The organism is Mesorhizobium sp. PUT5 (assembly GCF_052216645.1).
Lineage (GTDB): Bacteria > Pseudomonadota > Alphaproteobacteria > Rhizobiales > Rhizobiaceae > Mesorhizobium.
Window position 1 is genome coordinate 3,654,528 of the sequence record NZ_JBQOSO010000003.1, and the last position, 20,611, is coordinate 3,675,138.

The 20,611-nt window shown below is 66.6% G+C and carries 22 protein-coding genes; 15 read left to right on the plus strand and 7 right to left on the minus strand.

Annotated features, from left to right (window positions below; all coding sequences use genetic code 11):
* The first annotated feature begins 89 nt into the window (after positions 1-89).
* The 3 genes from rpsU to ACTDI4_RS19400 all read left to right on the plus strand — a co-directional run bounded on the left by rpsU (position 90) and on the right by ACTDI4_RS19400 (position 2,080).
* Positions 90-344 (plus strand): 30S ribosomal protein S21, encoded by a 255-nt coding sequence (gene rpsU / locus ACTDI4_RS19390; protein WP_442842700.1) that lies wholly within the window; start codon positions 90-92, stop codon positions 342-344.
* 170 nt (positions 345-514) lie between these two features.
* Positions 515-1,354, plus strand: a complete 840-nt coding sequence (locus ACTDI4_RS19395; protein ID WP_442842701.1) for a tetratricopeptide repeat protein — start codon at positions 515-517, stop codon at positions 1,352-1,354.
* Between the two features lie 252 nt (positions 1,355-1,606).
* A complete protein-coding gene (locus tag ACTDI4_RS19400; RefSeq protein WP_442842702.1) occupies positions 1,607-2,080 on the plus strand; it encodes a DUF992 domain-containing protein in 474 nt (157 codons plus the stop codon).
* Positions 2,081-2,130: 50 nt separating this feature from the next.
* Here ACTDI4_RS19400 and coaBC read toward each other — a convergent pair whose 3' ends face one another.
* The 5 genes from coaBC to ubiE all read right to left on the minus strand — a co-directional run bounded on the left by coaBC (position 2,131) and on the right by ubiE (position 6,474).
* Entirely contained in the window at positions 2,131-3,366 is a 1,236-nt protein-coding gene (gene coaBC / locus ACTDI4_RS19405) for a bifunctional phosphopantothenoylcysteine decarboxylase/phosphopantothenate--cysteine ligase CoaBC (protein ID WP_442842703.1), read from the minus strand.
* 143 nt (positions 3,367-3,509) lie between these two features.
* On the minus strand, positions 3,510-3,788 hold the full coding sequence (locus ACTDI4_RS19410; RefSeq protein ID WP_442842704.1) for a PIN domain-containing protein: 279 nt from the start codon (positions 3,786-3,788) through the stop codon (positions 3,510-3,512).
* Positions 3,785-4,045, minus strand: coding sequence for a FitA-like ribbon-helix-helix domain-containing protein (locus tag ACTDI4_RS19415; protein WP_442842705.1), 261 nt, complete (start codon positions 4,043-4,045; stop codon positions 3,785-3,787). The genes ACTDI4_RS19410 and ACTDI4_RS19415 overlap by 4 nt, the downstream gene beginning before the upstream one ends.
* 64 nt (positions 4,046-4,109) lie before the next feature.
* Positions 4,110-5,684: a 2-polyprenylphenol 6-hydroxylase gene (gene ubiB, locus ACTDI4_RS19420; RefSeq protein ID WP_442842706.1), complete on the minus strand. Its 1,575-nt coding sequence runs from the start codon at positions 5,682-5,684 to the stop codon at positions 4,110-4,112.
* A gap of 13 nt (positions 5,685-5,697) precedes the next feature.
* Positions 5,698-6,474, minus strand: coding sequence for a bifunctional demethylmenaquinone methyltransferase/2-methoxy-6-polyprenyl-1,4-benzoquinol methylase UbiE (gene ubiE, locus ACTDI4_RS19425; RefSeq protein WP_442842707.1), 777 nt, complete (start codon positions 6,472-6,474; stop codon positions 5,698-5,700).
* Between the two features lie 99 nt (positions 6,475-6,573).
* On the opposite strand from ubiE, the gene ACTDI4_RS19430 reads away from it, so the two are divergent.
* Together ACTDI4_RS19430 and upp are read left to right on the plus strand one after the other, a co-directional pair.
* Positions 6,574-7,548, plus strand: a complete 975-nt coding sequence (locus tag ACTDI4_RS19430; RefSeq protein ID WP_442842708.1) for an adenosine deaminase — start codon at positions 6,574-6,576, stop codon at positions 7,546-7,548.
* Between the two features lie 141 nt (positions 7,549-7,689).
* Entirely contained in the window at positions 7,690-8,319 is a 630-nt protein-coding gene (gene upp, locus ACTDI4_RS19435) for a uracil phosphoribosyltransferase (protein ID WP_442842709.1), read from the plus strand.
* 36 nt (positions 8,320-8,355) lie between these two features.
* Here the strand turns inward: upp and ACTDI4_RS19440 are convergent, their stop codons facing one another.
* Positions 8,356-9,168, minus strand: a complete 813-nt coding sequence (locus ACTDI4_RS19440) for an IclR family transcriptional regulator (protein WP_442842710.1) — start codon at positions 9,166-9,168, stop codon at positions 8,356-8,358.
* Between the two features lie 116 nt (positions 9,169-9,284).
* Between ACTDI4_RS19440 and ACTDI4_RS19445 the strand changes: the two genes are divergently transcribed.
* From ACTDI4_RS19445 to ACTDI4_RS19490, 10 genes are all read left to right on the plus strand, one after another.
* Positions 9,285-10,034, plus strand: coding sequence for an SDR family oxidoreductase (locus ACTDI4_RS19445; RefSeq protein WP_442842711.1), 750 nt, complete (start codon positions 9,285-9,287; stop codon positions 10,032-10,034).
* Positions 10,035-10,095: 61 nt separating this feature from the next.
* Complete coding sequence (locus ACTDI4_RS19450) at positions 10,096-11,637, plus strand: sugar ABC transporter ATP-binding protein (RefSeq protein ID WP_442842712.1); 1,542 nt, start codon at positions 10,096-10,098, stop codon at positions 11,635-11,637.
* Complete coding sequence (locus ACTDI4_RS19455) at positions 11,634-12,632, plus strand: ABC transporter permease (RefSeq protein WP_442842713.1); 999 nt, start codon at positions 11,634-11,636, stop codon at positions 12,630-12,632. Before ACTDI4_RS19450 ends, ACTDI4_RS19455 begins: the two co-directional genes overlap by 4 nt.
* Before the next feature lie 105 nt (positions 12,633-12,737).
* Entirely contained in the window at positions 12,738-13,682 is a 945-nt protein-coding gene (locus ACTDI4_RS19460) for an ABC transporter substrate-binding protein (RefSeq protein WP_442842714.1), read from the plus strand.
* Between the two features lie 87 nt (positions 13,683-13,769).
* Positions 13,770-15,047: an L-fuconate dehydratase gene (locus ACTDI4_RS19465; RefSeq protein ID WP_442842715.1), complete on the plus strand. Its 1,278-nt coding sequence runs from the start codon at positions 13,770-13,772 to the stop codon at positions 15,045-15,047.
* Positions 15,048-15,060: 13 nt separating this feature from the next.
* On the plus strand, positions 15,061-15,837 hold the full coding sequence (locus ACTDI4_RS19470) for an SDR family oxidoreductase (RefSeq protein WP_442842716.1): 777 nt from the start codon (positions 15,061-15,063) through the stop codon (positions 15,835-15,837).
* Positions 15,838-16,042: 205 nt separating this feature from the next.
* Complete coding sequence (locus ACTDI4_RS19475; RefSeq protein ID WP_442842717.1) at positions 16,043-16,225, plus strand: Flp family type IVb pilin; 183 nt, start codon at positions 16,043-16,045, stop codon at positions 16,223-16,225.
* Between the two features lie 140 nt (positions 16,226-16,365).
* Complete coding sequence (locus ACTDI4_RS19480; protein WP_442842718.1) at positions 16,366-16,671, plus strand: hypothetical protein; 306 nt, start codon at positions 16,366-16,368, stop codon at positions 16,669-16,671.
* Positions 16,672-16,775: 104 nt separating this feature from the next.
* Entirely contained in the window at positions 16,776-17,288 is a 513-nt protein-coding gene (locus ACTDI4_RS19485) for an NUDIX hydrolase (RefSeq protein ID WP_442842719.1), read from the plus strand.
* Between the two features lie 177 nt (positions 17,289-17,465).
* The gene (locus ACTDI4_RS19490) at positions 17,466-20,003 is read left to right on the plus strand and encodes an EAL domain-containing protein (RefSeq protein ID WP_442842720.1); all 2,538 of its coding nucleotides are present in this window, start codon (positions 17,466-17,468) and stop codon (positions 20,001-20,003) included.
* Positions 20,004-20,037: 34 nt separating this feature from the next.
* Here ACTDI4_RS19490 and ACTDI4_RS19495 read toward each other — a convergent pair whose 3' ends face one another.
* Positions 20,038-20,583, minus strand: coding sequence for a GNAT family N-acetyltransferase (locus ACTDI4_RS19495; RefSeq protein ID WP_442842721.1), 546 nt, complete (start codon positions 20,581-20,583; stop codon positions 20,038-20,040).
* Positions 20,584-20,611: the final 28 nt, after the last annotated feature.

Consider the following 20,611-nt stretch of genomic DNA (forward strand, 5'->3'; position numbering starts at 1 on the left):
GCCGCCGAAATTCGCGATGGGAGCACGTCGCGGAAGGTTGTGGCTGTGGCCACACGCCTGGTGACTTCAACCGTAAGACAGGATTGCCCGTGCAGGTACTCGTCCGCGACAACAATGTTGATCAGGCGCTTCGCGCGCTCAAGAAGAAGATGCAGCGCGAAGGCATCTTCCGTGAAATGAAGATGCGTGGTCACTACGAGAAGCCTTCCGAGAAGAAGGCTCGCGAGAAGGCCGAGGCCGTGCGCCGCGCCCGCAAGCTTGCCCGCAAGCGCGCCCAGCGCGAGGGCCTGATCCCCGGCTCTCCGCGGCCGGCTGCCGCCGGCGCCGCACGCGCACCGCGCTGATATTGCCAATTTTCTGTCCTTTTCGAAGGATATCCGAGGTGGCGCGATGTGGAATCGCCGCCACCTTTTTATTTTGATGCCGGCTGCTCGGCCGAGGCCGGCGGCGTGAGAGGGATGCGAGCCGGTTTGAGGGATCCGGCGTCGCGGGCAAAGCGAGGACGAGTACGAAGATGGATGTCTTGACCGGCGAGCGCAGAACCGTTTTGCGGACCTTCCTCCTGATGCCGGCCTTCATGACAGCGCTTGCCCTCGCCGGCTGCCAGACCGGCCCCAGCGGCGAACTGACCGCCATCGATCCGGCGCAAGGCTCCAGCGAGAACATTTCCTCGCTTTCGTCGGTCGTCGATCGCAACCCGCGCGATCCGGAAGCCTACAATGTGCGCGGCTCGGCCTACGGCCGCGGCGGCAAATACCAGCAGGCGCTGAAGGACTTCGACACCGCCATCCAGCTCAAGCCGGATTTCTACCAGGCCTATTCCAACCGCGCGCTCATCTACCGCTTCCTCGGCGACCAGGCCAAGGCGCTTGCCGACTACAACCGCGCCATCCAGCTCAATCAGAGCTATGACGCCGCCTATATCGGCCGCGGCAATCTCTACCGCAAGGCCGGCCGGGTCCAGGAAGCCTTCAACGACTTCCAGAAGGCCATCCAGCTCGACACCACCGATGCCCGCGCCTATCACAATCGCGGCCTGATCTATCAGAGCCAGGGCCAGCACAAATTCGCCATCGAGGATTTCTCGACCGCCATCTCGCTGGCCCCCGACGCTTCGGAACCCTATAGCGGCCGCGGCCTCTCCTACCTGGCGCTGAACCAGGAGGACAATGCCTTCGCCGACTTCAACATGGCCATCAAGCTCGACCCCAAGAATGCCGAGGCGTGGGCCAACCAGGCGCTGATCTACGAGCGGCGCGGCGACAAGGCTAAGGCCGCGAAATCCTACCGCGAGGCCGTGCGCCTCAACCCGAGCTATCAGCCGGCAAAGGACGGCCTTGCCCGCGTGGGCTGACGGCAGCCCGCTCGCCCGACGGGAAAGCCCGGTTTCCACGCCGCTCCGTCGTCTGCCGCCGCCATAGTCTCGCGGAGCATGTGGCTGCGTCCGGCCGGAAACGGCCTTCGCGCCGTGGCTTAAGCCATTCGGCTGACCGGGACCCGCAAAGGTTGCGTTTGCCGCCTTTCCGCCCCTGTCGCGCCACGATTTTTGGGAACGCTTGGGCTAGCTGCGCCGTTGAACGGCCAGAAAATGCAAAGGATCGTTCCCATGTTCAAGAACCTCGCCGCTGCCACTGCCCTCGCCACCGTGACCCTCGCCCTGCCCGCACACGCGGCACGGCTCGAACTGGGCGTGCTCGACTGCACCATCGACGGCGGGCAGGCCTATGTGGTCACCTCCAACAAGGGCGTGAGCTGCGTCTACCGCCCCTCCAACGGCGCGCATCCCGAGCTTTACACCGGCGTGATCTCCAAGCTGGGCGTCGACCTGGGCACGACCAACCAAGGCCAGCTCGTCTGGGCAGTGCTGGCCGCCTCCCGCGACTACGAGCCCGGCCGGCTTGCCGGCAAATATTACGGGGTGAACGCGGAGGCGAGCATCGCCACCGGCGGCGGCGCCAACCTGATGCTGGGCGGCTTCGACCGCTCCTATGCGTTGCAGCCGCTGAGCGTTCAGGGCCAGACCGGCCTGAACATCGCGGTCGCGGTGCAGTCGCTCGAACTGATGCACGCGCTGAAATAAGGCCTCTGCGGCGCCGGCGGGCCTGCTCCGCCGGTCGCCCGCGAACGCCGTCAGGCGCCGATCGTCCTCAACCGGTCGGCGACCAGCGCGGCCAGCCGCTCCGCCACCTCGTCCTTGGTCATCTCCGGCCATTCCTCGACGCCCGCGCGCGAGACGAGGCGCACCCGGTTGCGGTCGCCGCCCATCACGCCGGCCGCTCCGCCGATGCCGCTGCCATGCGACACGTCGTTGGCCACGATGAGGTCGGCGCCCTTCTTCTCCAGCTTGGCCCTGGCGTTCTTCAAAAGATCCTGCGTCTCGGCGGCGAAGCCGATCACCAGAAGCGGCCGCCCGGCATGATGGCCGACGCCGGCCAGAATGTCCGGGTTTTCCACCATCTGCAGCGCTGGAGGCCCCTCGCCCGCCACCTTCTTGATCTTCTCGCCGGCCGCATCGGCCGTGCGCCAGTCGGCGACGGCGGCCACGAACACCGCCGCATCCGCCGGCAGCAGAGCCTCCACGGCATCGCGCATCTGCCTGGCGCTTTCGACATGCGTGGCGGTCACCCCCGCCGGATCGGCGATCGAAACCGGTCCCGACACCAGCCGCACGTCGGCGCCAAGCCGCGCCAGCGCGGCGGCGATCGCATGGCCCTGCTTGCCTGAAGAGCGGTTGGCGATATAGCGCACCGGGTCGATCGGCTCGTGCGTGGGACCGGAGGTGACGATGATCTTCCTGCCCGAAAGCGGCTTCGGCCGGTCGTCCAGCAGCGCCTCTGCCGCGGCGACGATCTCCAGCGGCTCGGCCATGCGGCCTTCGCCCGCCTCGCCGCTTTCGGCCATTTCGCCTCGCATCGGACCGACGAAACGAACCGCGTCCTTCTTCAGCATGGCGTGATTGCGGCGCGTGGCCGGATGCGCCCACATTCTGGGGTTCATCGCCGGCGCCATCAGCACCTGCCTGTCGGTGGCGAGCAGCACCGCCGAGGCGAGGTCGCCGGCAAGGCCGTTGGCAAGCTTGGCCATCAGGTCGGCGGTGGCGGGCGCCACCACGATCAGGTCGGCCCCGCGCGCCAGCCGGATATGGCCGACATCCTGCTCGTCCTGCCGGTCGAACAGCTCGGTGAAGACATGGTCCGCGCTGAGCGCGCCCACTGCAAGCGGCGTGACGAAATGCTGGGCCGCTTCCGTCATGATGCAGCGCACCGCCGCCCCGCGCTCGCGCAGCCGGCGGATCAGGTCGAGCGACTTGTAGGCGGCGATACCGCCGCCGATGATGAGCAGGATGCGTTTGTTGGAAAGGGTCATGCCGCACCTGCCCAGGGATTGACGATCTCGATCCCGCAATGCTCGAAATCGGCGACGTTGCGCGTGGCCACGGCAAAGCCGTGCGAAACGGCGATTGCAGCGATCTGGCCGTCGAGTTCCTTTATGGGCCTTCCGATTTTGCGTCAACGCGCCGATATTCTTGCATAGGACAGCGCGTCCTCGTCCATGAAGCCCAGGATCGGATTAACGACCCGTTCCGCCAGGAAAACCTGAACCGCTCGCGCCAGGGATTCCTTGCGCGAACCGTCCGGCATGAGGGCAAGACCATACAAAAGTTCGGCTTTCGTGATTGCCGTGATGTAGAGTTGATCGATAGGTTGTCGCCGCAACCAAGCCGCCACGTGAATATCGACAACGGGCTTGATCGCCTCCGACACCACATTGGTGTCGACGACGATCATTCCCAATCCCTGAACGGCGGATCGCGGCTAGGAAGGCCTCGCGGCGGAATGTCGAGTTCAAATCCCCCGTAAGGCTCGACCAGATCGCGGATGGCATCATAGAGATTATCGTATTGCGGCTGTTTCCGCGGCTGCCTTGCCGCACGCCTGACGATGGCGCGCAATTCCTCTTCCAACGATACGCCGTTTCGGGCAGCATTGATCTTAAGCTGCTGCCTCACTTCGTCTTCGACATTGCGGATCGTAAGCGTAGCCATGACAAGCTCCCATGAGCAATGACTGCAATGTATGCATTGACTGCAATGCAGTCAATTTCCGCGGCTACACCAGCTTCCAGGCGATATAGACCAGCGCCACCGCGATGACGGCCAGCGCCCAGCGCCCCAGGCGGGAATAGTGCGCCTCGGCCTTGCCGATCGCCTCGGCGGTATCCTGCTCGAAACGCAGTCCGTTTTCCACCATCAGGTCAATCTCGCGCGCCAGATGCTCGGCGCGCAGCGCAAGGTCGGGAAGCTGGCGGGCGAAGGAGGCGAGCGCCCCCATGCCGTCGCGCATGTCGGCCAGCATGCCGCGCGGGCCGAGATTGGCACGGATCCAGTCGCCCACCACCGGCTCGGAGGTCTTCCACATGTTGAAGCCGGGGTCGAGCGTGCGCGCCACCCCTTCCACCACCACCATGGTCTTCTGCAGCAGGATCAGCTCGGGCCGGGTCTGCATGTCGAACAGCTCCGTCACCTCGAACAGGAGCGTGAGCAGGCGGGCCATGGAAATGGTTTCGGCCGGCTGGCCGTGGATCGGCTCGCCGATGGCGCGGATCGCCTGTGCGAAGGCGGCGACGTCGTGCTTGCGCGGCACGTAGCCGGCTTCGAAATGCACTTCGGCCACGCGCAGATAGTCGCGCGTGATGAAACCGTAAAGGATCTCGGCCAGGAAGCGGCGTTCCTTGCGGCCGAGCCGCCCGGCAATGCCGAGATCGACGGCCACGATGGTGCCGTCGGCTTCCACGAACAAATTGCCGGGATGCATGTCGGCGTGGAAGAAGCCGTCGCGCAGCGTATGCCGCAGGAACGACTGGATCAGGTTGACGGCGATCGTCTTGAGGTCCTGGCCGGCCGCCTCCAGCGCCGCGATGTCGTTCATCTTGATGCCGTCGACCCACTCCATGGTGAGCACGTCGCGGCCGGTTCGTTCCCAGTCGACGGCCGGGACGCGGAAGCCGGGGTCCTCCCTGGTGTTCTCGCCGAGTTCGGAAAGGGCCGCGCCTTCCAGGCGCAGGTCCATCTCGATCTTCGTGGTCTGCGCCAGGGTCTCGGTCACCTCCACCGGGCGCAGGCGGCGCGCGGACGGGACATATTTTTCCTGCAGCCGCGCGGCGAGAAAATAGCTTTCGAGGTCGTGCTGGAAACGACGCCGCACGCCGGGGCGGATGACCTTGACCGCCACCTTGCGCGGGCCGTCGGCTTGTTCCACCTCGGCGGGATGCACCTGCGCGATGGAGGCAGCCGCCACCGCCTCGCCGAACTCGGCATAGAGCTCGCCCACCGGCCGGCCGAGCGAGGCTTCGATCGCCGCCACCGCCTCGACCTTCGGGAAGGTCTGCATCTTGTCCTGCAGCATGGCCAGGTCGACGGCGATGTCGTTGCCCACCACGTCGGGCCGCGTCGCCAGGAACTGGCCGAGCTTCACATAGGAAGGACCCAGCCGTGCCACCGCGTGCGCCAGCCGGTCGCTGCGCCCGTGCCGCAATGCACGCCGGCGCGCCAGAAGCCGGGCCATGCGCCAGCCGAACTTGGGCATGCCCGAAAGCTGGTCGCCCGGAAAGGCCGCCACCACGCCTTCGCGCACCAGCACCCAGCCGGCCCTGACGAGCCGGAACGCCGCCCCCGCCGTGCTCATGAACGCGCTCGCCTCAAAGCTTCCAGCCCGAATGGGCCGCGGCAATGCCACCCGAATAGTTGCGGAACGAGACCCGCTCGAAGCCGGCGCGCGCGATCATGGCGGCAAAGTTGCGCTGGTTGGGGAACTTGCGGATGGATTCGACCAGATAGGAATAGGGCTCGCCGTCGCCGGTCACCGCCCTGCCGATCCTGGGAATGGCATTGAACGACCAGGCCTCGTAGGCCTTGTCGAGGAACGGCAGGTCCACCTCGGAAAATTCCAGGCACAGGAAGCGGCCGCCGGGCCGCAGCACGCGGTATGCCTCCGACAAGGCCACGTCGATGCGCGGCACGTTGCGGATGCCGAAGGCGACCGTATAGGCATCGAAGCTGGCGTCGGCGAGGGGCAGTTCCTCCGCATTGGCCTCGACGAAATCGACATTGTCGGCAAGCTTCTGCTTTTCCGCCCGCTCGCGCCCCACCGCCAGCATCGAGCCGTTGATGTCGAGCACGGTGACATGGGCGTTGCCGTGGCTGGCCGCCACGATGCGGAAGGCGACGTCGCCGGTGCCGCCGGCCACGTCCAGCGAGCGCCAGCCCGGCCGCTTCGGCGGGTTCAGCCAGGCCACCATGGCATCCTTCCAGACGCGGTGCATGCCGGCCGACATCAGGTCGTTCATGAGGTCGTAGCGGTTGGCGACCTTGTGGAACACCTCGTTGACCAGCGGCTGCTTGTCGCCCGCATCCACCTGCCTGAATCCATAGGAGGTTTCCATGCCGCCCGCGGCAGTGGTTCTTCCGATCGGCATAATCGCAATCCGTCACAAAATCGGCGCGACCATAGCCGATCGAGGGGACGGACGCTATTGTTTAAGGCGCGGTGTTCGGCCGCGCGGACGGGAAAACTGATGCCATCGAAAGCGGAACTGCACTGCCACATCGAAGGGGCGGCTTCGCCCGAGCTTGTCGAGCGCCAGGCGCGCAAATACGGCGAAGACCCCTCCCCCTTCATCCGCGGCGGCGCCTTCCTCTGGCACGATTTCACCTCCTTCCTCGCCGCCTACGACTTCGCGGCCGGCCTGTTCCGCTCGGAAGACGACTATGCGCTGCTGGCGGAGCACTATCTCACCAGCCTGGCCCGCGACGGCGCCATCTATTCCGAGATCTTCGTCTCGCCCGATCACGCCGCCAAGGCGGGCCTGTCGCCCCAGGCCTATGCGGAGGCGCTGGGCCACGGCATCTCGCGGGCCATGGCCAAGACCGGCATCGAAGGCCGCATGATCGTCACCGGCGTGCGCCATCTGGGCGTCGGGGCGGTCGAGCAGGCCGCGCGCTTCGCGGCCAGATGCGGCCACCCGCTGGTCAGCGGCTTCGGCATGGCCGGTGAGGAACGCTTCGGCGACATCGAAGACTATGTGCGCGCCTTCGAGATCGCGCGCGAGGCCGGGCTGGGCATCACCGTGCATGCCGGCGAATTGGCCGGCTGGGAAAGCGTGGCGGCCGCGCTCGACCACATCCGCCCAGCCCGCATAGGACACGGCGTGCGCGCCATCGAGAACCCCGACCTCGTGCGCCGAATCGCCGACCGCGGCGTGGTGCTGGAATGCTGCCCCGGCTCCAACATCGCGCTCGGCCTCTTTCCCGACTTCGCCGGCCATCCGTTCGCGGCGCTGAAGGCGGCAGGCTGCAAGGTTACGCTGAACTCCGACGATCCGCCCTATTTCGGCACGTCGCTGAAGCATGAATACGACATGGCCGCACAGCATTTCGGCCTGAGCGAAAAGGCGCTCGCCGCCGTCACCCGCACCGCGATCGAGGCCGCCTTCGTGGACCGCCGAACCAAGGCAGCGCTGCTGGCGCGGCTGGATGCCAAGGGCCGGTGAACGCAAAATTCGAATGGCGGGTGGCCGGACCGCGCAGCGGCCCGTCAACTGTGGACTGTGCGGCGCGCCTTGGACAATGACTCGCCAAACCATTCGCTATTCACTATTCACCATTCACCCTTTTCCTTGCGGGAGAGCACAATGCAGGGCGTGACCGTCGTCGACCACCCGCTTGTCCAGCACAAGCTGACCATCATGCGCAACAAGGACACGTCCACGGCCGGCTTCCGGCGGCTGCTGCGGGAGATTTCGCTGTTGCTGGGCTATGAGGTGACCCGCAACCTCGAACTGACCACGACCCGGATCGAGACGCCCATGGAAAACATGGACGCGCCGATCCTGGAGGGCAAGAAACTGGTCTTCGCTTCGGTGCTGCGCGCCGGCAACGGCCTGCTGGAAGGCCTGCTGGATCTGGTGCCGGCAGCGCGCGTCGCCCATATCGGCCTCTACCGCGACCACGACACGCTGGAAGCGATCGAATATTTCTTCAAGGCGCCGAGCGACCTCGCCGACCGGCTCGTCATCGTGGTCGACCCGATGCTGGCCACCGCCAACTCGGCCATCGCCGCGATCGACAAGCTGAAGGCGCGCGGCGCCACCAACATCCGCTTCCTGTGCCTGCTGGCCGCGCCCGAGGGAATAGAGCGCTTCACCGCGGCCCATCCGGACGTGCCCGTCTACACCGCGTCCATCGACCGGCAATTGAACGAGAAGGGCTATATCCTGCCCGGCCTCGGCGATGCCGGCGACCGCATGTACGGCACCAAATAGAGCTACGGGAACGAGGCGCCGCCGAAGCAGGCGCCCCTACGACAGCGACAGCTTGCCCGCAATGCCCTGAAGCAGCGCCAGCGCCTGCTGGATGTCGATCTGCTCGTCGTCCAGCCGCTCTATATAGGCGCAGGTCAGCACCGCGACGGCATGCCCGTCCGGCGACAGGATGGGCACCGTGATGTCGTCGACGCCACGGATCTGCTGGCTCGGGCCGATTCGGTGGCCCGCCGCGCGGTAGCCTTCCAGCACCGGCCCCAGCCGCTCGTAGGCCTTCGATTCGCCGCTGCCCGTCCAGCGGGCCAGCGTGTCGGCCCTGGCGTTCTCGCCCTGGAAGGCAAGTAGCGTCTGGCCGGAGCCCGTGGTCAGAAGATCGATATGCGCGCCGACCCGGATGCCGAATTCCCAGTTGCCGGGCGAACTGGCATGCGCGACCACGGTGGCGGCGTCCCGGTCGGGAACCACGAGATGGCAGGATTGTCCGGCCTGCTGGGCAAAGGCGTCCATCAACGGCAGAGCGCGCTGCACCAGGCGCCGCACCGGCGGATGGCGGTGCGCCAGCACGAACAGCTTCATGGAAAGCGCATAGCGGTCGCCCTCGCGCGAGCGGGTGACGTAGTCGCGCGCCACCAGGCGCTCCAGCATGCGGTAGACCTCGCTCGGCCTGCGCTCCATGGCCTTGGCGATCTCGGCTCGGGTCAGGCCGCCCGGCTGGGCGGAGAGCAGCTCGATTATGTCCAGCCCCTTGTCGAGCGCCGGGGCGCGGTAGCGGTCGTCCCGCTCCGTTCCGGCCCTGTCCGTGCCGGTTCCGTCCGCCTCGGATGCAAGCTTCGCTTTCCGGCCAGCCATTGCTTCCCGTCCCCCTGCCGAAATCCTGGAGCCTTCGACACGATCAGTTTACACATGAACAAAATGTTTGTATATGGACACGAGTGAGCATGAGCCATGTGCTTGGAGGAGGCACCATGCGACTGAACGCCAAGCGCATCTTCATTTCCGCCGCCGGCCAGGGCATCGGGCGCGCCAGCGCGCTGGCCTGTGCCGCCGAAGGCGCTCATGTGATCGCCACCGACATCAACGCCGAGGCGCTGGCGTCCCTGGCTGCCCAGAACCCGCGCATCGAGGTGCATGCGCTCGACGTGCGCGACAGCGCTGCCGTCGCCGGTTTCGCCGGCAGGCAAGCCCCGCTCGACGGGCTCTTCAACTGCGCCGGTTTCGTGCACAACGGCACCATCATGGACTGCTCCGAAGCCGATTGGGATTTCAGCTTCGACCTCAACGTCAAGAGCATGTACCGGACCATCCGCGCCTTCCTGCCCGGCATGCTGGAGCGGGCGGACGCAACCGGCACCGCGTCCATCCTCAACATGGCCTCGATGGCCTCGTCGATCAAAGGCTTCCCCAACCGGTTGGCCTACGGCGCCACCAAGGCGGCCGTCATCGGCCTGACCAAGGGCGTCGCGGCCGACTATGTGCGGCGCGGCCTGCGCTGCAACGCGCTCTGCCCCGGCACCGTGGACACGCCCTCGCTGCGCGGCCGCATCGCCGCCGCCGCCGACCCGGTGCAGGCCGAGAAGGACTTCATCGCCCGCCAGCCGGCCGGCCGGCTGGCGACCGTCGACGACATCACGCCGCTGGTGATCTATCTCCTGTCGGATGAGTCGCGCTTCGTCACCGGCCAGGTGCAACTGGTGGATGGCGGGGTGACCATATGACCGCCCCCGCCATGGCGCACGGGCCATGGCATGGCCCCTGCCGCGGCGAGGGCTAGCGGCCATGCCGGCGCTCGTGTCCATGACCGGCATCGGCAAGTCGTTCCCCGGCGTTCGGGCGCTGAACGATGCGCGTTTCGAATTGCAGGCCGGCGAAGTGCATGCCCTGATGGGCGAGAACGGCGCCGGCAAGTCGACGCTGATGAAGATCCTCTCCGGCATCTACGAGCGCGACGAGGGTGAGATCCTGCTCGACGGCAAGCCGGTCGAGATTTCCTCGCCCCGGCGGGCGCAGGAACTGGGCATCGGCATCATCCACCAGGAACTGAACCTGATGCCGCACCTGACGGCGGCGCAGAACATCTTCATCGGGCGCGAGCCGCGCAAGGGCTTCGGCGTGCTCGACGAGGCGAAGCTGAACGCCCAGGCCGCCGACATCTTCGCCACCATGAACCTGAAGCTCGACCCGCGCACCGAGGTGTCGAGGCTCACCGTGGCGCGCCAGCAGATGGTGGAGATCGCCAAGGCGCTCTCGCACCGGTCTCGCGTGCTCATCATGGACGAGCCGACGGCCGCCCTGAACGACGCCGAGATCAACGAGCTGTTCACGATCATCCGCGACCTCAAGGCAGAGGGCGTCGGCATCGTCTACATCTCCCACAAGATGGACGAGCTGAAGCGCATCGCCGACCGGGTGACGGTGATGCGCGACGGCGAGTATGTCGGCACGGTTCCGGCCGCCTCCACGCCGGTGGAGAAAATCATCTCCATGATGGTGGGGCGCACGGTCTCGGACGAGCGCTCCGCCGTGCCCGACCATTCCGCATCGGAAGTGGTTCTGAAGGTCTCCGGCCTGCGGCGCGGCAACGAGATCCGCGACGTCGGCTTCGACCTGCGCAAGGGCGAGATCCTCGGCTTCGCCGGCCTGATGGGCGCAGGCCGCACCGAGGTGGCGCGCGCCATATTCGGCGCCGACCGGCTCGACGCGGGCGAGATTTTCGTCCACGGCCGCAAGGTCGTCATCCGCAAGCCGGAGGACGCCGTGCGCGCCGGCATCGGCTACCTGTCGGAGGACCGCAAGCATTTCGGCCTCGCCACCGGCATGGACGTGCGCAACAATGTCGTGCTGGCCAGCCTCTCGCGCTTCACCGGTCCCGGCGGGCTGCTGCGGGAAAGCGCAATGCACGAGGCGGCCGCCGGCTATATCCGCCAGCTCGCCATCAAGACGCCGTCCGACCAGCAGGAGGTGCGCCTGCTTTCCGGCGGCAACCAGCAGAAGGTGGTCATCGCCAAATGGCTGCTGCGCGACTGCGAAGTGCTGATCTTCGACGAGCCGACGCGCGGCATCGACGTCGGCGCCAAGAGCGAGATCTACAACCTTCTCAACGCGCTGGCCGCGCAGGGCCGCGCCGTCATCGTCATCTCCTCCGAACTGCCGGAGATATTGCGGCTGAGCCACCGCATCGCGGTCATGTGCGAGGGCCGGCTCACCGGCATCCTGCCCGCCGGCGCCTCGCAGGAGGAGATCATGCAACTGGCCACGCAAAGAGGCCCGGCGCCGATCGGCGGCGGCCCACAGCCGCAAGCAGGGGGAGCGACCGCATGAGCACCGTCACCACGGCCAATCCGACCGCGCCGGCAGGGCGCCTTTCCGGCGCGCATCATCGGCTGCTGGCCTTCGCCAGCCTGATCGTGCTGATCGTCGTCTTCAGCCTGGCCTCGCCCAATTTCCTCCAGACCAGCAACATCATCAGCATCCTGCAGGCCACCTCGGTCAACGGCGTGCTGGCGGTCGCCTCCACCCTCGTCATCATCACCGGCGGCATCGACCTTTCGGTAGGCACGCTGATGACCTTCTGCGCCGTCTGCACCGGCGTTGTGCTGACCTATCTGGGCCTGCCGCTGCCCTTCGGCGTCGCGGCGGCCATCCTGGCGGGCGCGGCCAGCGGCACGCTGTCCGGCACCTTCGTGGCCAAGCTCAAGATCCCGCCCTTCATCGCCACGCTGGGCATGATGCTGATCCTGAAGGGCCTGTCGCTGGTGATTTCCGGCACCAAGCCGATCTATTTCAACGCCACCCCGGGCTTCACCCAGATATCGCAGGGCTCGCTCATCGGCGCGGTGATCCCGGCGCTGCCTATCCCCAACGGGGTGCTGATCCTGTTCCTGGTGGCGCTGGCCGCCTCCTTCATCCTGGAACGCACCATCCTCGGCCGCTTCACCTTCGCCCTCGGCTCCAACGAGGAGGCGGTCAGGCTTTCGGGCGTCAACACCGACCGCTGGAAGATCGGCGTCTACGCGCTGGCCGGCGGCATCTGCGGCATCGCCGGGCTGCTCATCGCCTCGCGGCTGAACTCGGCGCAACCGGCACTGGGCCAGGGTTACGAACTCGACGCCATCGCGGCGGTGGTGATCGGCGGCACGTCGCTCAGCGGCGGCCGCGGCACCATCATCGGCACGCTGATCGGCGCGCTCATCATGAGCGTGCTGGCCAACGGCCTGCGCATCCTTTCGGTGGCGCAGGAATGGCAGACCGTGGTGACCGGCTCCATCATCATCCTGGCCGTCTACACCGACATCTTGCGGCGGCGACGGCTTTGAGGACCTGCCTGCGCGGCGCCCGTGCCGCGCCAACACGAAGAGGGCGGCTCCGCGCCCCGCGACACAACCAACGAACAGTACGACCCAACATTGTGGAGGATTGAGATGTTTACGCGACGCATGGTTCTGGGCGCTCTCGGCGCCGCCGCCCTGCTCGGCTCCAGCAGCCTGGCCATGGCCCAGGACAAGATGTACATCCCGCTGATCTCGAAGGGCTTCCAGCACCAGTTCTGGCAGGCCGTGAAGGCCGGCGCCGACAAGGCCGCCGCCGACCTTGGCGTTACCGTCACCTTCGAGGGACCGGATTCGGAGACCCAGGTGGACCGCCAGATCGACATGCTGGCCGCCGCCCTTGCCAAGAAGCCGGCGGCGATCGGCTTCGCCGCGCTCGACAGCCAGGCGGCGATCCCGCTGCTGCAGCAGGCCAAGGACGCCAACATTCCGGTGGTGGCCTTCGACTCCGGCGTCGACAGCGACATTCCGGTCGCCACGGCGTCCACCAACAACCTCGCCGCCGCCGCCCTGGCCGCCGACAAGATGGCGGAACTGATCGGCGACGAAGGCAAGATCGCCCTCGTCGTGCACGACCAGACCAGCCGCACCGGCGTCGACCGCCGCGACGGCTTCGTCAACGAGATCAAGGAGAAGCATCCGAAGATCGAGATCGTGGCGATCGAATATGGCGACGGTGACCATCTGAAGTCGACCGAGATCACCAAGGCCATCCTGCAGGCCAATCCGGACCTGAAGGGCATCTTCGGCTCCAACGAGGGCTCGGCCATCGGCGTGGTCAACGGCGTCAAGGAGATGGACCGGAAAGTGGTCGTGGTCGGCTACGATTCCGGCGCGCAGCAGAAGCAGGCGATCCGCGACGGACTGATGGCCGGCGCCATCACCCAGAACCCGGTCGGCATCGGCTACAAGACCGTCGAGGCCGCCGTGAAGGCGGCCAAGGGCGAGCAGGTGGAGAAGAACATCGACACCGGCTTCTACTACTACGACAAGTCGAACATCGACGACCCGGAAATCGCGGCCGTCCTCTACGACTGACCGCCGAACCGGCGCGGAAGCCGGAGGCGAGCCCTCGCCTCCGGTTTTCGGCGAACCACGACCATGCCCAAACCGGACCTTCCGACCATGACCAGCATCACCGGCATGCGGGTGCTCGACCTGCGCTTCCCGACCTCGCGCCATCTCGACGGCTCGGACGCGATGAACCCGGACCCCGACTATTCGGCCGCCTATGTCATCCTGGAGACGGATGCGCCCGGCATGGAAGGCCATGGCCTGACCTTCACCATCGGCCGCGGCAACGAGATATGCTGTGCGGCGATCGAGGCCATGCGCCATCTGGTGGTGGGGCTGGACATGGCTGCCGTGGCCGCCGACATGGGCGCGTTCTGGCGGCATGTGACCTCCGACAGCCAGTTGCGCTGGATCGGCCCCGACAAGGGCGCCATCCATCTCGCCACCGGTGCGGTGGTCAACGCGGTCTGGGACCTTCGGGCGAAGCTGGAGGGCAAGCCGGTGTGGCGGCTGGTGGCCGACATGACGCCGGAGGAATTCGTGCGCTGCGTCGACTTCCGCTACATCACCGACTGCATCACGCCCGACGAGGCGCTTGCCATGCTGCGCGCCAAGGCGCCCGGCAAGGCCGAACGCATCGCCACGCTGGAGCGCGAGGGCTACCCCTGCTACACCACCTCGGCCGGCTGGCTGGGCTACGACGACGAGAAATTGAGACGGCTGTGCCGCGAGGCGGTCGAGGCCGGCTTCAGCCACGTCAAGATGAAGGTCGGGCACGATCGCGCCGACGACATCCGCCGGCTGCGCATCGCGCGCGAGGTGCTGGGGCCCGACCGCAAGCTGATGATCGACGCCAACCAGGTATGGGAGGTGGACCAGGCCATCGACTGGGTGGGGGCGCTTGCCTTTGCCAGGCCGTGGTTCATCGAGGAGCCGACCTCGCCCGACGACGTCGAGGGCCACCGCAAGATCCGCGAGGGCGTGGCGCCCGTGAAGGTCGCGACCGGCGAGATGTGCCAGAACCGCATCCTGTTCAAGCAGTTCATCATGCGCGGCGCCATCGACGTGGTTCAGATCGACGCCTGCCGTCTCGGCGGCGTCAACGAGATCCTGGCCGTGCTCTTGATGGCGGCAAAATACGACCTGCCCGTGTGTCCGCATGCGGGCGGCGTCGGCCTGTGCGAATATGTGCAGCACCTGGCGATGATCGACTATGTCTGCGTTGCCGGCACCCGCGAAGGCAGGGTGGTGGAATATGTCGACCACCTGCACGAGCATTTCAGGGAGCCCTGCGTGATCCGCAATGCGGCCTACATGCCGCCCACGGCTCCCGGCTTCTCCATCGAGATGAAGCCTGCAACTTTCGAAGCCTATCGCTTCGGCGCCTGAGGAGGAAACGCGCTTGGATCTCGGACTGAAGGACAAGGTCGTCATCGTGACCGGCGGCGGCGCCGGCATCGGCGGCGCCATCTCGCTGGCGCTTGCCGCCGAAGGCGCCATCCCGGTCGTCTTCGGCCGCAGTTCGCTGGATGCGGAGTTCGAAAAGCAGCTTCTCGGCCTGGCGCCCACGGCCCGCTTCATGCAGGTCGAACTGTCCGACGACGCGGCTTGCGCCCGCGCGGTGGCGGAAACGGCCGCCGCTTTCGGCCGGATCGACGGGCTGGTCAACAATGCCGGCATCAACGACAGCATCGGGCTGGAGGCCGGCCCCGACGCGTTCCGCGGTTCGCTCGAGCGCAACCTCATCCACTACTACACCATGGCCCATCATTGCCTGCCGTGGCTGAGGTCTTCCAGGGGATCGATCGTCAACATCTCCTCCAAGACGGCGCTGACCGGCCAGGGCCACACCAGCGGCTACTGCGCCGCCAAGGGCGCGCAGCTCTCGCTGACCCGCGAATGGGCGGCCGCCCTGCGCGAGGACGGCATCCGCGTCAACGCCGTCATCCCGGCCGAGGTGATGACGCCGCTCTACCGCAAGTGGCTGCAGACCTTCGACGACCCCGAGGCGCGGCTGGCCGAGATCACCGACGCCATCCCGCTCGGCAAGCGCATGACGAAGGCAGAGGAAATCGCCGACACGGTGGTCTTCCTGCTGTCGGCGCGCGCCGGCCACACCACCGGCCAATGGCTGTTCGTGGATGGCGGCTACGTCCACCTCGACCGCGCCCTCGACTGAGGGCGCGCCACGGACGGCGGCTTCCGTCGCCCGCCCTCCCAAAGTGTTCCGGCAAGTGACATTCGGCATTTGTTAAGCAAACGGCGCGGCTACGCTTCGTTTACCATCCAGCTTAACGCAACCGAAATGCGCCTCTCGCAAGATGAGCCACGGTTCGGCAAGAAACCGTCGTCGAAATCACAACTGGGCCACAAGGAACATCACGATGAGCAAGCTTATTTCTCGCTTCTACAAAGACGAGTCGGGCGCAACCGCTATCGAGTACGGCCTGATCGCGGCGCTGATCGCGCTCGCCATCATGGTCGGAGCCGGCGCGCTCGGCAATGCGCTGAACAACAAGTTCAACGCCATCGCCACGGCGGTCGAAACCGGCAAGGCTCCAGACTGATAGCGAAGCCAGACTGGCAATGATCGGGCCGCCTTCGGGCGGCCCTTTTCGTTTCGGTGAGACCGCCGAAGCCGTCGTTCCCGGTGGAACATTGCGGCCGCGCACCCTATATTTAGACAAGGGTTTGGAGGCCCGAGGCGATGGCACGGCAGTCAAGATTGATCATCGGCGTGTGCGCGTCGCTTGCCGTCCTGCCTGCATTGGCGGGACCGGCCGGCGCGGCGGGAACCGTCATGGTGCCGGGCGCGGTCATGCAGCAGAACGAGATGCAGATGCTGCAGGACCGGATCCAGCGCCAGCAATATCAGCAGAACCAGCAGATCATCCGCGAACTCGACCGGCAGGCGACGCCCTCGCGTCCGTTGCGCGAGCAGGTTCCGGTCATGAAGCCGAACTGCCAGGTGCAGGTCTTCGGCAACAGCTACGGCGGAACCGCCTGCCGCTGACAGCGGCCTTTCTTCCGTTTACTTAGCCGCCTATCTTCTATGCGGGTGATTCCGCCGCCGGCGTCGAATGTGTGGCGCATGGCGGCAGCAGACGGAACAAGGATATGGCCGCAGAGAAGAAGAAAGCCATCCGCAAGGCGAAGAAGGGCGAGCGGATCCGCCAGGTGGCGGCCGTTCCGTTCCGCGTGGCCGAGGGCGGCGCGGTGGAGGTGATGCTCGTCACCTCGCGCCAGACGCAGCGCTTCATCGTGCCCAAGGGCTGGCCGATGAAGGGAAAGAGCGGCCGCAAGGCGGCGACCGTCGAGGCGCTGGAGGAAGCCGGCGTGGTCGGCACTGCCCTGAAGCCCCCGGCCGGCAGCTATTCGTACTGGAAGCGGCTGCAAAGCCATTTCGTGCGCGTCGACGTGACGGTCTATCTGCTTGCCGTCACCGAGGAACTGGCCAACTGGCAGGAGAAGAGGCGCCGCCGGCGCGCCTGGCTGTCCGCCGCCGATGCGGCCCTGCTCATCGACGAGCCGGAACTGGCGACGCTGGTGAAGTCGCTCAAGGCGCCCGCAGGTGAACAGGAGCCGAAACGGCAAGCTGACCCGGATGGAGCCCAAGCAACCGGCAAGTAGAATGGAAGCTTGCCCGCCGGGAATTTACAGTTTGACCCGAAGATCATTTCCCCCCGGGAACAGCGGAAAGATTTAACTTCCCGCAAGCGGTTTAGCTGCCGTTAAGGGAAAGATGTTATCCGGCTTGATGTCGCCTGAAAACGGGCGGCAAAGAGGGGCGGCGCGGCTGGCCAGGCAATGGCGGGCGCGCGCACAGGCAGGGGGCGCGAAGTTGCCGGCTTCGACGCAAGCGAGATGAACCGCCTGGCGGCAGGCAACGGGCCGGGGCTTCCGCGCCTGGTATGGCCTTTCGTCGCCGTCGTGCTCGTCCAGGCGCTCATCGCCTCCATGAGCCTCTACACCCTTTCTTCGGTGCGCGCCTACGTCGCCGGCGAGAGCCAATGGTCGAAAGGCCAGAAGAACGCCGTCAATTTCCTCACCCTCTATGCCGACACCGGCGACCCCACCTCGCTTGCCAGATACCGGCACGCGCTGGCCACGCCGCTCGGCGACCGCAAGGCGCGGCTGGCGCTGGAAAAGCCGCAATTTGACGCCGAGGCCGCGCGTTCCGGCCTGATCCAGGGCGCGAACCACCCCGACGACGTGGCCGGCCTGATCTGGCTGTTCCGGCGTTTCGGGCATGTCAGCTACCTGAAGGACGCCATCGGCCACTGGGCTGCGGCCGACCGCATATTGCTCCAGTTGGAAGAGCGGGGAAGGACGATGGAGGCCCGCTTTCGGGAGGGACCCGCCTCGCCGCTCCAGCGCCGGGCGTGGAAGGCCGAGATCCACCGCCTGGACCGGGAGATCGCCCCGCTCTCCAGGGCCTTTTCCGAAAGCCTCGGCGAAGGTTCCCGCGCCATCACCAGCGCGCTCATGGTCGCCAACCTCCTAGTCGCGGCCCTGCTGATCCTGGTTGCCGTGTTGCGCACCCGCAAGCTCCTGCGCCAGCGCCAGGCCTTCCAGAACGCGCTCAACGCCGAGCGCAAGCGGGCGCAGGTCACCCTGGCCTCCATCGGCCAGGCCGTCGTCAGCACCGGTCCGGACGGCCGGATAGACTACATGAACGCCGCCGCCGAGCGCCTGCTCGACACCTCGCTGGCGGTCGCGCGGACCATGAAGGCATCCGAACTTCTGCACCTGATGGACAAGGAGACGGGCACGCAGGAGAAGCTTGCGATGGAGCGCCTTGTGGCCGGCGATATCCATCCTTCCCCGCCCCGCCCCAGGCTGCTGATCCGCGCCGACGGAAAAGCCATCCCCGTCGCGCTGACGCTCGCGCCGCTGCTGGTCTCGGAGCGGATCGCCGGCATGGTTCTGGCGCTGCACGACATGACCCGCGAGCAGGATTATATCGACCGGCTGTCCTGGCAGGCCTCGCATGACGCGCTGACGGGCCTGGCCAACCGCCGCGAGTTCGAGCACCGGCTGGAGAAGGCGATCGCCCAACTGGCTTCAAGCAAGGCCGGCCATGCGCTGATGTATCTCGACCTCGACCAGTTCAAGCTGGTCAACGACACCTGGGGTCACGCGGCCGGCGACCAGTTGCTGCGGCAGATGTCCGTCCTGCTGCAGAGGGAGTTGCGGCCCGGCGATCTGCTGGCGCGGCTCGGCGGCGACGAATTCGGCGTGCTGCTGCCGGATTGCGATGCGGTACAGGCCGCCGAAATCGCCGAGCGGCTGCGCCAGACGGTGCTCGGCCTGCACTTCACCTGGCTCGGCCAGCCCTTCAACATCAGCGTCAGCATCGGCATGGTTCTCGTCAACCAGCCCGGCATGACGCTGCAGGAAACGCTGCGTTCAGCCGACGTCGCCTGCTACATGGCCAAGGACAAGGGCCGCAACCGGGTCCAGTTCCACTGCGAGAGCGACCAGGCCGTGCGCGAGCGCTTCGGCGAGATGGCCTGGGTGCAGCGCATCCATGCCGCCCTGGAGCAGAACCGCTTCCGCCTGCATGCCCAGGAGATCCGCCCGCTGACCGCCGAGGCGGCCGAAGCCGGCGCGCATATCGAGATCCTGCTGCGCCTGATGGACGAGGCCGCCGGCCTCGTCGCGCCCGGCAGCTTCATTCCGGCGGCAGAGCGCTACGGGTTGATGCCGACGATCGACCGGTGGGTGATCCGCACGGTCTTCGCCATTCTCGCAAGGCGGCTGGCGGATCCGGAAGCGACGCCGATCGCCACCTGCGCCATCAACCTCTCGGGCGCCACCTTCGGCGACGACACCTTCCTGGAATTCCTTTGCGAGCAGTTCGAGGAGCACGGTGTGCCGCCTTCCATGATCTGCTTCGAGGTCACCGAGACCAGCGCCATCGCCGACCTGGCCAAGGCGATCGGCTTCATCACCACGCTGAAACGGCTGGGCTGCCGCTTCGCCCTCGACGACTTCGGGTCCGGCATGTCGTCCTTCGCCTATCTCAAGCAGTTGCCGGTGGACTACCTCAAGATCGACGGCGGCTTCGTCAAGGACATGCTGGAGGACCGTATCGACCGCGCTATGGTCGAGATGATCCACCATATCGGCAAGGTGACGGGCAAGCGCACCATCGCCGAGTTCGTGGAAAGCGAGGAGATCATGACGGCGCTGGCGGCGATCGGCATCGACCATGCCCAGGGCTACGCCGTGGGCAGGCCGCAGCCCTTCGACGCCGCCACCCCCGTATCCGCCTGCGCCGAGGCTGTGCCTGACGCGGGGTGGGACGCGATCGCGCACCAGTTGCGGCGCAAGGCGGGCTGACGGCCGCCGCGACCGAAGCGATCCGAACCGGGCCTCACCCTGAGATCGCGTGCCGCTCCAGCATTAGTATCGGGCTGCCGCGATATTCGGTGCGCACGATCTCGCGATAGCCGACTTTTCGCGCCACGCCGAGCGAGCCGGCATTGTCGGGATCGATGAGGCAGACTGTCCGCGTGCCTTCGAATGTCGCGTCTGCCCAGGCCAGCACGCGGCTGACGACTTCCGTGCCGAGCCCGCGGCCCTGGAATTCCGGTACCAGCGACCAGCCCGCCTCCGGCGTTCCTTCGATGGAGGGAACGATCTCGCGCTTCAGTTCGTGGAAGCCGGCCTCGCCGATGAAGCGGCCGCTTTCCCTGTCCTGGATTGCCCAGAAACCGAAGCCCAGCATCGACCAGAGACCGAAATGGCGCAGCAGCCGCTGCCAGCTTTCTTCCCGCGAGCGCGCCATGCCGCCGACGAAGCGGAAGACGCCAGGTTCCGTCCACATGGCGGCATAGGCATCGAAATCCTCAAGCCGGTGCGGCCGCAATATGGCGCGCGCGGTTTCCAGGATCGGCGCGGCGTGAACCCGTTCTGCCATGGCAAATCATCCTGCGTTTTCCAGTCGC

Bases quoted from the DNA above. Each gene is read 5' to 3' on its own strand.
- ACTDI4_RS19445 (WP_442842711.1), top strand. From the start codon at position 9,285: ATGCGACTGAACGCCAAGCGCATCTTCATTTCCGCCGCCGGCCAGGGC.
- ACTDI4_RS19495 (WP_442842721.1), bottom strand. From the start codon at position 20,583: ATGGCAGAACGGGTTCACGCCGCGCCGATCCTGGAAACCGCGCGCGCC.
- upp (WP_442842709.1), top strand. From the start codon at position 7,690: ATGCAGGGCGTGACCGTCGTCGACCACCCGCTTGTCCAGCACAAGCTG.
- ACTDI4_RS19490 (WP_442842720.1), top strand. From the start codon at position 17,466: ATGGCGGGCGCGCGCACAGGCAGGGGGCGCGAAGTTGCCGGCTTCGAC.
- ACTDI4_RS19440 (WP_442842710.1), bottom strand. From the start codon at position 9,168: ATGGCTGGCCGGAAAGCGAAGCTTGCATCCGAGGCGGACGGAACCGGC.
- ACTDI4_RS19485 (WP_442842719.1), top strand. From the start codon at position 16,776: ATGGCCGCAGAGAAGAAGAAAGCCATCCGCAAGGCGAAGAAGGGCGAG.
- ubiE (WP_442842707.1), bottom strand. From the start codon at position 6,474: ATGCCGATCGGAAGAACCACTGCCGCGGGCGGCATGGAAACCTCCTAT.
- ACTDI4_RS19415 (WP_442842705.1), bottom strand. From the start codon at position 4,045: ATGGCTACGCTTACGATCCGCAATGTCGAAGACGAAGTGAGGCAGCAG.
- ACTDI4_RS19465 (WP_442842715.1), top strand. From the start codon at position 13,770: ATGACCAGCATCACCGGCATGCGGGTGCTCGACCTGCGCTTCCCGACC.
- coaBC (WP_442842703.1), bottom strand. From the start codon at position 3,366: ATGACCCTTTCCAACAAACGCATCCTGCTCATCATCGGCGGCGGTATC.
- ACTDI4_RS19475 (WP_442842717.1), top strand. From the start codon at position 16,043: ATGAGCAAGCTTATTTCTCGCTTCTACAAAGACGAGTCGGGCGCAACC.
- ACTDI4_RS19430 (WP_442842708.1), top strand. From the start codon at position 6,574: ATGCCATCGAAAGCGGAACTGCACTGCCACATCGAAGGGGCGGCTTCG.
- ACTDI4_RS19400 (WP_442842702.1), top strand. From the start codon at position 1,607: ATGTTCAAGAACCTCGCCGCTGCCACTGCCCTCGCCACCGTGACCCTC.
- ACTDI4_RS19455 (WP_442842713.1), top strand. From the start codon at position 11,634: ATGAGCACCGTCACCACGGCCAATCCGACCGCGCCGGCAGGGCGCCTT.
- ACTDI4_RS19460 (WP_442842714.1), top strand. From the start codon at position 12,738: ATGTTTACGCGACGCATGGTTCTGGGCGCTCTCGGCGCCGCCGCCCTG.
- ACTDI4_RS19480 (WP_442842718.1), top strand. From the start codon at position 16,366: ATGGCACGGCAGTCAAGATTGATCATCGGCGTGTGCGCGTCGCTTGCC.
- ACTDI4_RS19395 (WP_442842701.1), top strand. From the start codon at position 515: ATGGATGTCTTGACCGGCGAGCGCAGAACCGTTTTGCGGACCTTCCTC.
- ACTDI4_RS19450 (WP_442842712.1), top strand. From the start codon at position 10,096: ATGCCGGCGCTCGTGTCCATGACCGGCATCGGCAAGTCGTTCCCCGGC.
- ACTDI4_RS19410 (WP_442842704.1), bottom strand. From the start codon at position 3,788: ATGATCGTCGTCGACACCAATGTGGTGTCGGAGGCGATCAAGCCCGTT.
- ubiB (WP_442842706.1), bottom strand. From the start codon at position 5,684: ATGAGCACGGCGGGGGCGGCGTTCCGGCTCGTCAGGGCCGGCTGGGTG.